The sequence below is a fragment of the Streptomyces sp. NPDC055140 genome (assembly GCF_053607285.1).
Window position 1 is genome coordinate 67,989 of sequence record NZ_JBSGTG010000031.1, and the last position, 12,270, is coordinate 80,258.

The 12,270-nt window shown below is 72.8% G+C and carries 8 protein-coding genes; all 8 read right to left on the reverse strand.

The window, feature by feature from the left end; translation table 11 throughout:
- Positions 1-27: 27 nt before the first annotated feature.
- Positions 28-702 (reverse strand): hypothetical protein, encoded by a 675-nt coding sequence (locus ACWFR4_RS39270; RefSeq protein ID WP_453656451.1) that lies wholly within the window; start codon positions 700-702, stop codon positions 28-30.
- Positions 686-1,147 carry a hypothetical protein gene (locus ACWFR4_RS39275; RefSeq protein WP_399971064.1) on the reverse strand — a complete coding sequence of 154 codons (462 nt, stop codon included), beginning with the start codon at positions 1,145-1,147 and terminating at the stop codon, positions 686-688. Before ACWFR4_RS39275 ends, ACWFR4_RS39270 begins: the two co-directional genes overlap by 17 nt.
- Positions 1,144-5,886 carry a hypothetical protein gene (locus tag ACWFR4_RS39280; protein WP_453656452.1) on the reverse strand — a complete coding sequence of 1,581 codons (4,743 nt, stop codon included), beginning with the start codon at positions 5,884-5,886 and terminating at the stop codon, positions 1,144-1,146. Before ACWFR4_RS39280 ends, ACWFR4_RS39275 begins: the two co-directional genes overlap by 4 nt.
- 3 nt (positions 5,887-5,889) lie before the next feature.
- Positions 5,890-7,176 carry a serine/threonine-protein kinase gene (locus ACWFR4_RS39285; RefSeq protein WP_453656453.1) on the reverse strand — a complete coding sequence of 429 codons (1,287 nt, stop codon included), beginning with the start codon at positions 7,174-7,176 and terminating at the stop codon, positions 5,890-5,892.
- Positions 7,154-10,207 (reverse strand): AAA family ATPase, encoded by a 3,054-nt coding sequence (locus tag ACWFR4_RS39290; protein ID WP_453656454.1) that lies wholly within the window; start codon positions 10,205-10,207, stop codon positions 7,154-7,156. The genes ACWFR4_RS39285 and ACWFR4_RS39290 overlap by 23 nt, the downstream gene beginning before the upstream one ends.
- A gap of 175 nt (positions 10,208-10,382) precedes the next feature.
- Positions 10,383-10,775, reverse strand: coding sequence for a YccF domain-containing protein (locus tag ACWFR4_RS39295; protein WP_453460123.1), 393 nt, complete (start codon positions 10,773-10,775; stop codon positions 10,383-10,385).
- Positions 10,772-11,635 carry a zinc metalloprotease HtpX gene (htpX, locus tag ACWFR4_RS39300; RefSeq protein ID WP_453460120.1) on the reverse strand — a complete coding sequence of 288 codons (864 nt, stop codon included), beginning with the start codon at positions 11,633-11,635 and terminating at the stop codon, positions 10,772-10,774. The genes ACWFR4_RS39295 and htpX overlap by 4 nt, the downstream gene beginning before the upstream one ends.
- A 170-nt stretch (positions 11,636-11,805) precedes the next feature.
- Positions 11,806-12,261 carry an MscL family protein gene (locus tag ACWFR4_RS39305; protein WP_453460117.1) on the reverse strand — a complete coding sequence of 152 codons (456 nt, stop codon included), beginning with the start codon at positions 12,259-12,261 and terminating at the stop codon, positions 11,806-11,808.
- Between the last annotated feature and the right edge of the window lie 9 nt (positions 12,262-12,270).

Below are 12,270 nucleotides of genomic sequence, written 5' to 3' on the forward strand. Positions count from 1 at the left end.
GTGACCGCTCCTTCTTGGCCTGCTCGTTCAGGTGTCCGTGGGTGCAGGTGTCTGTCCCGGCGGCGGCATCTCCGTGTCGGGCTCGGGCTTCACCTGGGAATCCGGCTCGGGGGGTGCCTCGGGCTCGGGTTTGGGCTCGGGGGCGGGGGCGGGAGCAAGGGCAGGGGCAGGGGCAGGGGCAGGGGCAGGGGCGCCCATGACGACCTGGGCGAAGCGCACCACGGCGCCGTCGTGGAACACCGCGTACTCGTTCGTCTCGGCCACGACCTCGGCGTCGAACTCCGGGCTCTGCAGCCAGTGCACCGGGTCCGCCCAGTCCAGGACCTCGTCGGCGGTCAGGCCCTTCGGGTCACGCACCTCCACGCCGGCGCCGCGCAGCACGTCGAGCATCCGGTCCTTCACGTTCTTCAGCTCACGGTGCCGGAGCTTTTCGTCCACAGCCTCGCGCGACTCCCCCGCCCTGTTGACCTGCTGCTCCAACGTGCCGATGAGCATGGCCAGTTCGAAGAGCGTGGCGTGCACGCGCGTCGCGGCCGAGGCGGAGGCGCCGCGGGCAGCGGCCAGCTCCTCGTGGCGGCGCTGCAGTACGCCGGCCAGCTCGGCCTCCGGTGCGGTGGTCGCGCCGTGGACCTCGGGGACGGGGCGCTCGGCGAAGTTCTCCCAGCCGGGCCGCACGGCGTCGGACTCATCCGAAGAGGACATCGCGCACCTCCAGTTCCGGTTCCTCGTCCTGGGCACGGGCCGCCGCAGGGGCCGTACGCAGGGCGTCGTCCGCCCCCGCGACGGGCGCCGTCGCGAGGGCGCGGACGGTGCGGCGCAGCGCCTCCGGCAGGTCGAAGTCCTCGGGCCGCAGGTTCTGGCCCCCGAGGTCCGCCGGGTAGGTGCGGTGGGTGCGGGCGAACGCGTCCCACCGGCGGTCGCGGTAGTCGGTGCCCGGTGGCTCGGTCACCTCGTACCGCAGCCGGGCCCGCGGGTTGCGGATCAGCTCACGCATCGCCCAGTCGTAGAGGTCGCGGTCCTGGGCGGTGGACGCGGTCTGGATGCCTTCCTCGGCGCGTTCCACGATGTGCGCCTCGGTGGCGTCGACGGGGAGTCCGAGTACGTGGAAGGGGTTGGGCCGACGGTTCGCCGACGGCAGTGTCGTCATGGGCGCAGCCTTCGCAGGAGGTCTTCGATACGGGTGATGTTGTCCCGGGTGGCGGCTTCCGGGGCGATCCGCTCCGCCCGCCGCAACAGGCTGATGGCCGCCTGCAGTTCACCCTCCACGGCGTTCGGGCCGATGCGGACGGAGCGTTCGAGGTTGCTGAGAGCGGAGTTGCTCATGGCCACCGCGCGGTTGTTCATCCCGGTGGCCACCGCGCGCAGCGCCTTGGCGGCCTCTTCGCGCATCTTGGGGTCGTCGCCGGCGGCCGCGATGCGCTCCGCGTCGCGCACCGAGCGCTCCGCTTCGTCGAGCCGCTCGGCCTCCAGCAGGACGTAGCCGTGGTTGATCAGGGTGCTGGTGCGGAGCCGGTCGAGGGTCTTCTTGGTCGCGTCGGTCCTCGGGACGCGGTCGAGTTCGGCGAGGGCCTTCGGGTAGCGGCGCGCCTTGATGTGTTCGAGGGCGGTGCTGAACAGGGCGTCCTGGCGGTACTGCTCCAGGAGTTGCGGAGCGTTGGTGTTGGCCGGGTTCCACTCCTTGGCCAGTTCGAAGTACGCGATGGCCTTGCCGGTGTCCCGGTCGAGGAGGCCGCGGTCCACGTAGTGGGCGGCGAGCAGCTGGTTCTCGCGCAGGTGCGGGCGTCCCTTGACGGCGCCCTGGGCGAGCAGTTCCGCGTACCGCACGGCCTTGGTCACGACGGTGCGCATGTGGTCCCGGTCGCCCATCTGGTAGAGGCAGTTCTGCCACTCGTTGTGCCAGGCGACGACGGTGCACAGGACATTGCTGGGTGCGAAGCCGTGGTCGACGGCGGCCGCCAGGCTGCTGATGCCCTCTTCGTAGTCCTTGTCGATGCCGTCCGGCAGGGCGCGGACCCGCTCGGGGTCGTCGATGCGTTTCTCGGCCGCGCGCACCAAGTCGGTGGACCAGTCGTCGAGCAGGGCGCCCGCGCGGTCCGAGACGGCGGCGAAGAGGTCCTCGTCGACGCCCGGCAGCACTCCGGCCAGGGGCCCCTCCGCCAGCAGGGTGCGGGTGACATGGGTGCCCTGGCGCAGGGCGGTCAGGCAGTTCAGATGGAGGCGGGCCTGGTCCTCGCGGTGCTCGGCGAGGGCCCGGGCGCCGTGGCTGCGGTGCAGGGTCAGGAGCTCCTCGGTCAGGGAGGTGCGCAGATACTCGGCGTCGGGACCGGTCGCCGCGTCGGCGCCGGGGATTCCCGCGTCGTCGGACCCCGAGCGGTCGGCGAACGCCTCCCAGAAACCCGGGTGGCACAGCAGCAGGACCCACAGGACGGTCGCGGTGACCAGATCCTCGCCGGCGGCTCCCGTGCGGGTCAGCTGCGCCAATGCCTCTTCGCGGTAGACCACGGCCATCGAGTGCAGTACGGGGATGTCGTTACGGGCGGCCCTGCGCGCGAAGAACCGCGTCAACTCCCTCTCTATGGCGCCCGCTCGGTCCGCCGCGAGTGCCTGCCACACCGGGTGCTCGGCCATCGCGGCTTCCACGGCCGGGAACCTGCCGGGGCGTTCCCAGGTCTGGGCCGCGTCCGGGAAGAGGTGGCTCAGGAGGGCGTCGGAGCGGTCGTTGCGCTCCAGGTCGGCGCGGTGCCGGTGGGCCGGGTGCTCCCCGGGGAGATGACCGGCGGCCCGGCCCAGGAGTTCCAGGGCCCGTGCGGGGTCGCCGTCCGCGTTGGCGGCGACCGCCCGGTGGCACAGGTACTTCCCGTACTCGGCGGCGGCCGTGTCCGCGTCGGCATCGGCGTTCAGGACGTCCCGCCACAGCCTGTCGGCGACTTCGTGGTCCCCGACGGCGGCGGCGCACCGGGCGAGGGTGACGGCGTCGAGAGGTACGAGACCGTCCGCTTCCGGTGGGTCTTCGGTGAGGCGGTCCGCCAGGCGGCGTACGACCTCTGCCAGGGCCTGGGCGCGGCCGTCCCGCCGCCTGGCGCGGGCCACCCTGGCGCAGAGCGCGGGCAGGGTCGCGGCCACGTCGACCAGGCCGGTCAGGTCGTGATCGCGCAGGGCCAGGGTGAGCGCCTCGGCGGCCTTCGCGCGCTGGGCCGGGAGGTGACCGGCCGCCTGGACGACGAGGAGCGGGGCGGGCAGGCCGGGGTTGCCGCCGACGGACGGCAGCTCGGCGGGCGGCTTGCCTTCGAGGGCCTGGGCGAGAAAGGCGACTACTTGCGCGGCGGCGCGACGGTCCTCTTCGGCGCCGCCTGCGCCCTCCGCGCCCTCATCCTGTACGTCGCCCTCCGGGCCCTCGGCGCCGCCGTCCTGTACGGCGCCCACAGCCCGTAGAAGCCGTACCGCATCCGCTGTGTCGCCGGCCTTGAGCGCGGCCGCCGCGAGGGGCAGGGCCAGCAGCGGGTCGTCCCTGACCTCGGCCGCGGCATCCGCATCCGCATCTGTATCCGCGTCCTCGGCCGTCTCCTCGGCTGTCTCGTCGTGCGGCCCGGCCAGCGAGGCGGCACGACGGGCCTCGCGCGCCACCACCGGCAGCGGCCAGGCCTGCGCGAGGACACCGAGCGCCTCGGCCAACTCGCCCTGCACAGCGCGGTCTTCGGCCAGCAGGCAGGCCCGCCCCAGAGCCATGGCGAGCACCTCCACGGCACGGGCGTCGCCCACCTCAGCGGCGGTCGGCCCATCGGCCTCCCCCGCCCACCCCACCAGCGCCTCCACCAGTACGGGCTCCGCCCCGCGCGGCTCCACCAGCAGCTGTCCGAGCCCGAGCAGCCAGGCCGTACTGGGGTGATGGCGGACGATGCGCCACGGCGCGGCGCCCGTACCGTCGGCGGGGCGTGCCGCGCGTTCGGCGAGGAGGCGGGCCGCGCGGGCGAGACGTCCGGCGTCGGCGGGGACGGGCGGGAGGGCACCGGGCCCGGTGACCTGCGCGTCGATGAGCCGCGCTGCCGCCCACCCGGCGCGCTGCACCGCCCGGTCGGCCTCCCCGCCGGCCCACAGCGCCGTGGCCTCGCGCAGCGCCAGTACGCCGCTCTCGTAGCGGGCCCGGGGCGTCGGCAGGCGGTCGAGGCGCTGCCCGGCGTCGGCCGTGCGGCCGAGGGCCAGTTCGGTTCGGGCGCGGACGAGTTCGGCCTTGGGGCCGCGTACGCCGTCGAGCAGGTCCGCCGCCCGGTCGGGGTGTCCGGCGTTCAGTTCGGTCACGGCGAGGACCAAGGTGGCGCGGTCGTGGCCCTGGCCGCGGGCCTGTTCGAGCAGGGAGTGGGCCCGGTCGCGGTCTTCCGGGAGGGCCGACAGGGCGCGCCACAACAGCTGTTCGGGCAGGGGCAGGCGGCCGAAGAGGGAGAGGGCGGTGAGGTGGCCGACCGCGCTCCGGCGGCCGCCGGCGACCTCGACGCCGAGGAGGGTGCGCAGGGCCTCCAGGAGTTCCGGGACGGTGGCACCCTCGGCGCCGAGCGGGTCCCACGCCAGGTCGACACCGGGGTCCCGCCCCTCGGCGAGCCTCAGCCGGGCCGTGACGACCGCGGTGAAGGCGTGTGCCGCGCCCTTCATGACCGTACGTTCCTCGTCGGTGGCGCGGTGGCCGGGATCGACGTCCGCCAGGAGGCAGCCGAGCGGCCACGCGCGCGCGTCGCCGTCGGTGAGCAGCGCGCGGCAGCGGCGTCCCGCCGCCTCGTGTTCGCCGCACAGCAGCTGGGCCCAGGCCGCGTGATAGCCGAGGTCGGGCCGGTCCGGGAACTCGTCGGCGACCACGACGAGGTTCTTGGCGGCCAGGTCGGCGTTGCCTTCGAGGAGCTGGGCGCGGCCCTGGGCGTAGCGGCCCCAGGGACGGCTGTCGCCACCGTCGCCGATCGTGGCGAGCCGCACGGCCGTCAGCGGGGCCGGGGTGGCGGGGCCCGGGGGTCCGTCACGGCCTGGGTCCAGTTCGAGCCACTCCAGCATCCGGCACAGGTCGGTCAGTTCGGCGCCGCGCGGTGTGAGGGCCGCTTCCCGTCCGCGTACGGCGGTGAGGGCCTCGGCGTACGCGCCGCTGTGCAGGCGGGTGGCGATGAGACCGCGCAGGGCCTCGCCGTCGGTGGGGTCGGCGGTGCAGGCGCGGGTGAAGTGGGCGGCCGCGTCGGCCGTTTCGCGGTGCAGCAGCAGGGCGCCGAGCCCGAGCGTCCGGTCGAGGCCGGCGAGGCGCAGGCCCGCCACGGACAGTTGCGTGGCGAACGCGAAGGCCCGCTCCACGCGGCTGGTCTCGTCGGCGAATCCGGCTCCGAGGAGGCGCCCCACCATCTGGTGCGCTTCGGGCGGCACGGTCGCGTACCGCCTGAAGATGTCCACGTAGATGGCCAGTTGGTCGTCCTGGTCGGCGCCGAGCCTGGCCAGGGCGGTGGCGGCGATGGAGCGGGACTCCTCGTGGACGAAGGCGCTGCGGTAGAGCCGCGTGTACAGGGACACCGCGAAGTCCCGGTCACCTGCGTCGGACCGGGCCACGGCGGCGTCGGCGAGCGGCACCCAGCTCTGGTGGAGTCCGATGCGCCCCTCGGCCGCCATCCGCTCGCCGACCTGGGCGAGCCGGTCCAGGTCGGCTGCCTCGACGAGGGGCAGGAAGCGGGGACCGAGGAAGGACTGCTGGAAGGAGGGCCACAGGTCAGCGGTGCGGTCCTGGTACTCCTCGATGCCCGCGAGGACCGCGCGCAGGCCCACGAGGCCGGCGCGCGGATCGGCGTCGTCGAGCGCGCTCGCCCAGGCATTCTCCAGCCGGCCGCGCCGGGACAGACCTTTCCTCAGGGACCGCTGGGGCTCCACCCGTCACCCCCGGTCCCGCTCGGCGCGGGCGAGGCGCCCGAACCGCTCCGCCTGGAAACGGTTGCCGGCCTTGCGGAACGCCTCCTCCGCGCGGCGGGCGAGCCTGGCTCGGTCCGCGCCGGACGGCATCAGGGCGCGCCCTCGGACGAGTTCACAGGCGTCGGCCCAGGAGTGGGCGGCCGCCAGGTGATCGCCCGCGGACTCGTGGACCTGCCCCAGTTCGGTGAGCAGGCCCAGGCGTAACGGGTCGGGGACGTGGTTGCGTTCGAGGCCCCTGCGGAGCACGGCCGCGGCGGCCGGGCCCTGCCCCGACGTCCTCAGCCGCCGCCCTTCCGCCAGCTCGGCCTCGCCCGGCTGCCGCACGACCGGCCTCTCCAGGACCACGTCCAGGGCGGTGATCACCTCCTCCGCGCTGCGGAACCGCTGCGCGGGCCGTAGTTCGAGCAGGCGCATCACGAGGGCGTCCAGGGCGGGTGGGACGAGGTTGTTGTGGACCGAGGGGCGTACGGGCGGCGCGTTGCGCTTCTGTTCCTGGAGCCAGTCGCCGTGCGCCGACTCGGGCAGCGCGGGCGGCGGTGTCAGATGCGCGTACGCGTGGCGGCCGGTCAGGCCCTCGTACATCAGGAGCCCCAGCGAGTACAGGTCGGACTCGGGGACGCTGGAGCCGGCCGCGGTCTCCGGCGCCATGTACTGGAGGGTGCCGACCGTGCCCGGGACGTGGCCGAGCTCCAGCATCCGGGCGGCCAGGCCGAAGTCGATGAGCCGGACCCAGTTGTCGCTGCCCAGGAGGACGTTGTCGGGCTTGAGGTCGCGGTGCAGCAGCGGCGGGTCCAGGCGGTGCAGTCCGCGCAGGGCCACGCAGATCTGCCGCGCCCACTTGACGAGCAGCGGTGCCGGGACGCGCCCCATCTCGGCGAACTGGCCGGCGAGGGTGGCCCCGGGGACGTACTCCATGGCGAGGAAGGCGCGGCCACCGAGACCCTTGGCGAGGCCGCCGTCGTACACGTGCACGAGATGGCGGCGGGCCTCGGCGTCCGCCATGGTGTCCATCGCCTCGGCGAGCAGCAGGACGTCCTGGAACAGCTCCGCGGCGTTCTCCTCGGTCAGGCCCGAGCGCCGGGAGAGCTTGAGAGCCACACTGCGCACCGGATGGCCGAGGATGTACTGGTCGGCGCGGAAGACCGCCCCGAAACCGCCGCCTCCGATCCAGCCGCTCAGTGCGTAGCGGCCGTCGACCACCCGGCCGTCGAGTCCGCGCAGGTCGGACTCATCCGGTGCGGCCTGGTTCATCGTGTGCGTCCCCCTCTCCGCTCCTGCCGGACTTGGTCAACCCGCCTTCCACAGAGGACAGTTCCACCCCGCCCACCGGTTCCGGCGACAGGAAGCGCACCCGTGTACGGGAACCGCTTCCCGACCCGTCCCGGCCGGAGAACAGGGCGTCACGCACGCCCGGCGGCGGTGGAGGCACGAAGTCGACGACGATCCGGTCGCAGGCCTGGAACTCCTCCGCCCGCTCCTCGGCCGCCGCGAGAACGGGGTTCTCGACCAGGTCGGAGAGCACCTTGGCCATGATGCGGCCGCCCTCGCGCCCGCCCGCCTCGGAGTTGAGGCGGTGGCCGAGCGCGCCCGCGTACTGCACCAGCTCCTCGGGGACGGTCAGCTCCTTCTCCCGCTTCTCGCGCCAGAAGGCCGCCTGCCGGTCCAGCACCTTGCGGCCGATGGCGGTCATCGCGTCGCCGCCGAGCGGGCGGAAGACGATGACGCGGCGGACGCGGGCCAGGAACTCGGGGGTGAAGACGGGCGTGCCGTCCCGGCTGCGCTCGGACGCGAGCTTGGCGCGTACGGCGGCGGAGATCTCCTCGTCCGAACTGCCTTCGCCGAGGCGCGCGATGATCTCGTGCCCGGCGTTCGTGGTGAGGATGAAGATGGCGCGGTCGCCGTGCGCCTTGACGCCCCGCTGGTCGGTGATCCAGCCCTCGTCGAAGAGGTTGAGGAAGGGCCGCAGCACCTCGGGGTGCGCCTTCTCCGCCTCGTCGAGGAGGAACACGCAGTACGGGTCGCTGTTGAGCTCGTTGATGAGCCGCCCGCCGCGCTCGTGCCCCACGTAGCCCGGCGGTGAGCCGAGGATGCCGGACACGCTGTGCGGCTCCGTGAAGTTCTCCATCGGATAGGTCTGGAGCCGCTTGGACGCCGAGTAGAGACCGGCGACCCGCTTGGCCAGCTCCGTCTTGCCGACGCCGGTCAGGCCCGCGAAGAGCAGCACCGACGCCGGCCCCGAACTGACCGCGGCCAGGCCCGCCTTGATGCGCCGCAGCTCGTCCGCGACCACCCGGACCGCCTGGTCCTGCCCGACCACCTCCGCGCCGAGCGCCATCGCGTAGTCGACCCGCTCGCCGCCCGTACCGGCGATCTGCTCGCGCGGCATCCCGGACAGCTCGGACACCACGTCGGCCACTTCGTCGAGCGTCACGGCGCTGCGCTCGTCGCCGTGCTGTCTGCGCGCGTAGTCGAGGTCCTCGCAGGCGCGGCGCAGCACCTTGACGGCGGACAGCGGCAGCCGCTGGTGCCGGACGAAGTCACCTGCGAGGACCACGGCCCTCGCCACCGCGTGGCGCTCGATCCGGATGCCGGTGAACTCCGTCTCCAGCGCGTCCGCCGCGAGACGCACCATGGCCCGCGCCGCCTCCCGCTCCGGCTCGGCCATGTCGATACGGCAGGTCAGCTCCTGGAGGACGTGGTCGGCGGCGACCAGGTCCTCGTAGTCGTGCTCGGCAAGCACCCCGATGAGATGGATGCTGCGCTCCTTGAGGGCGCGGCGCAGCTCCAGCAGGTGGTCGGCGCCGTGCCGGCCGCGCAGCAGAGGGCCCAGGCCGTCGACGCAGACGACCAGATCGGTGCGGCCCGCGACCTGGCCGATCAGGGCCGTCAGCTGCTCGCCGCTGCTTTCCGCGGCTACGTCCTTGCAGTCGACGCGCAGGAACCGCTTGCGGCGCAGGAACGGGATCTCGCCCGTGGCGGCCCGCCGGGCGAGCTCGCGCAGCAGGGTGGTGGTGCCGATGCCGGGCAGGCCGGTGATCAGTACGTGGTTGTTCTCCGTACGGTGCAGGGCCCGGCACAGTGGCTCGAAGTAGCCGTCCAGGTGGGCGGCCGGACCGATGGCCCCCGTCCTCGCGAGCCAGGTGAGGTCTTCGGAGGGCGGCAGGAACGCGGGCAGCCGGAAAGGCACCTCGCGGGGCGCCGTCGAGCGGGTCTCACCGAGTACGTCGCGCACGCTCTCGCGCAGCCGCTTGATGTCGAGGCGCAGCGGCTCGGCGGCCAGGACGGAGGCGAGGCGCTGCGGCGGGCTGTCCAGGAGGGCCGCGAGCAGGTGCGGGGTGTCGATCTGCTCCGCGTCCCAGCGGGCGGCCGTCGTGCGCGCCGCGTGCAGCAGGTCCCGCAGGGACTCGCCGATCCCGTCGCGGTCGAGGCGCGGGGCGGTCCGGCTCCCCCGCTCGGTGATCCGGAACGCCTGGGTGATGATCTCCACGGCCTTCACCAGGCCGACCTGGAGCGGCAGTTGGAGCCGGAAGAGGCGCTCGGCGGGTCCTTCGGTCTCCGACAGGAGAGCCATCAGACAGTGCGGCGGAAGCAGCCGGTCGTAGCCGAGCTCGGCGGCCCGCTGGGCGGCCAGCTCCAGGACGGCCCAGGCGTCGTTCGTGAACTCCTCGGAGCGCAGCCGGCCCGACGCGTCGTCGTACAGCTCGGGCGGCTCGTCGGCGTGGACCCCGACCTGCCTGCGCAGCGCCTCGGCGGCCAGGGACAGATCGAGGAGCGGGGTCAGGAAGTCCCGCTCGTCCGCGGAGGGGGCGTCGAGCAGACAGGCCAGCAGCAGCTCCAGACGGACCTCCGCGCCCACCGCGTCCCGCGCGCATCGGGACTCGAACTCCTCGAAGGCCGCGGCCAGTTCGGGGCTCACGTGGTCGCGCGCTCCGTCGAAGGCGTAGCCGTTCCCCGGCGGCGCGTAGACGGCGACTGTCTCCAGGAGGTGATGCGGGGCAGCGCCCTCGGCGAGCGCGCCCTCGAACGCGGGGAGCACCGCGGGGTCGCGGGCGTCGAGCGCCGCGTACAGGATGTCGCCGGGGCGTAAGTGCTCGGTGGCGCGCTCCGCGGCGGACAACAGGACGGCGGCCGTGCGCTCGTCCTCGAGTGCGTCCGGATCGAGGAAGCCGTCCGTGAAGAGGCGTACGGAACGGCCTTCGGGACGGCCTTCGGGATCGTTCCCGGGACCGCCTTCGGGGCCGTTCTCCGGACTGTCCGGACTCTTTGCGGAATCGTGCTGCATCTTCGCGCGCAGGCCACGGCTTCACGACGTTTCGGGCCTGCTTGCCCACCTCCCCCGTGCACCGGCCATGCTTCCACACGGAGTACGCGGGGTCCCTTTGCTACGCAAAAGAGGGGACAACTCTTTGGCCGTACGGCCGAGTTGATCCCCTCCTGCTACGACGCCCCGCCGGTGCCTACCGCGACGCGAACGGCTGGTCCGTGCGGACGATTTCGCGGCCGAGCGGCATCAGGGAGACCGGGATCAGCTTGAAGTTGGCGATGCCCAGGGGGATACCGATGATCGTGATGCACTGCGCGATGCCCGTCACGATGTGGGCGAGGGCGAGCCACCAGCCGGCCAGGACCAGCCACAGCACGTTCCCGACGCAGGACGGGGCGCCCGCGTCCTGGCGCTCGACCGTCGTATAGCCGAACGGCCACAGCGCGTACACGCCGATCCTGAACGCCGCGATGCCGAACGGGATTCCGATGATCGTGATGCACAGGATCAGGCCCGCGAGCAGGTAGCCGAGGAACAGCCAGAAGCCGCTCAGCACTAGCCAAATGATGTTGAGGATTGTCTTCACGGGTGACGACCTGCCATCTGCTCTAGCCGGGCGATGCGCTCCGCCATCGGCGGATGCGTGGAGAACATCTTGGACATGCCCTGCCCGGGACGGAAAGGGTTCGCAATCATCATGTGACTTGCGGTCTCGATCCGCGGCTCCGGGGGGAGCGGCAACTGCTTGGTCCCCGCGTCGAGTTTGCGCAGGGCGCTTGCCAGGGCCAGCGGGTCGCCGGTGAGCCGGGCGCCCGACGCGTCCGCCTCGTACTCCCGGGATCGGCTGATGGCGAGCTGGATGACCGTGGCCGCGATGGGGCCCAGGATCATGATCATCAGCATGCCGAGCAGGCCGGGGCCGTCGTCGTCGTTCGAACGGCCGACGGGGATCAGCCAGGCGAAGTTGACCAGGAACATGATCACCGAGGCGAGGGCGCCGGCGACCGACGAGATCAGGATGTCGCGGTTGTAGACATGGCTCAGCTCGTGCCCGATGACGCCGCGCAGCTCGCGCTCGTCGAGGATCCGGAGGATGCCCTCGGTGCAGCACACCGCGGCGTTGCGCGGATTGCGGCCCGTCGCGAAGGCGTTGGGCGCTTCCGTCGGCGAGATGTACAGGCGGGGCATGGGCTGGCGGGACTGCGTCGACAGCTCGCGGACCATGCGGTAGAGCGCGGGGGCCTCGAACTCGCTCACGGGGCGCGCGCGCATCGCGCGCAGGGCCAGCTTGTCGCTGTTCCAGTACGCGTACGCGTTCGTCGCGAGGGCGATTCCGAGGCCCACGATCAGCCCCGTACGACCGAAGAAGCTGCCGATGACGATGATGAGGGCCGACAGCCCCCCGAGGAGTACGGCGGTCTTCAGCCCGTTGTGCCGGCGGTGCACGGTACGCCCTCCATGTGGTGCGGCAGGGGAACCCTCTGCTTACTGGTGCTGGGTGCTTCCACGGTCCAGTGGACCCTCCTGTACTGGTGAACGCCAGACGAGGAGGACGAGTTCCCTTGCGCGCGCAGGGCGCATGTAGGCCGTACGGGTGGAGGGTGCCGAGGCGGGGGTCAGCGCTGTTCGGGGAGCCCGGCGAGCGCGAGGGCCGCGGGGTCGGCCTTGAGCTCGCTGGTGCAGTGGGAGCAGCGGGTGGCGATCGCGGGGATCTGGCTGAAACAGCGCGGGCAGTCGCGCAGGGCGGCCTTGATGTCGACCGGCCTGCCGCGGTCGAGGCGGGCCTGGAACTTCATCATCGGGACGACGACGAGGAAGTAGAGCACCGCCGCCGTGATCACGAAGGCGATCGCCGCGGCGACGAACTTGCCGTAGGGGAAGTCCGTGCCCTCGACCCGGAAGTGCGCTTCGCTGAAGTCGCCGGTGGAGCGCGTGGCGAGGCCGATGAGCGGGGCGATGAACGCCGTGCTGAAGCCCGTGACGACCGCGGTGAAGGCGGAACCCACGGCGAGGCCGATCGCCATGGTCACGATGTTTCCGCGAAGGATGAAGTCCTTGAACCCGCTCAGCACGACATGTCT

Coding starts and splice junctions, on each gene's coding strand:
- ACWFR4_RS39275 (WP_399971064.1), bottom strand. CDS start 1,147: ATGACGACACTGCCGTCGGCGAACCGTCGGCCCAACCCCTTCCACGTA.
- ACWFR4_RS39270 (WP_453656451.1), bottom strand. CDS start 702: ATGTCCTCTTCGGATGAGTCCGACGCCGTGCGGCCCGGCTGGGAGAAC.
- ACWFR4_RS39290 (WP_453656454.1), bottom strand. CDS start 10,207: ATGCAGCACGATTCCGCAAAGAGTCCGGACAGTCCGGAGAACGGCCCC.
- ACWFR4_RS39285 (WP_453656453.1), bottom strand. CDS start 7,176: ATGAACCAGGCCGCACCGGATGAGTCCGACCTGCGCGGACTCGACGGC.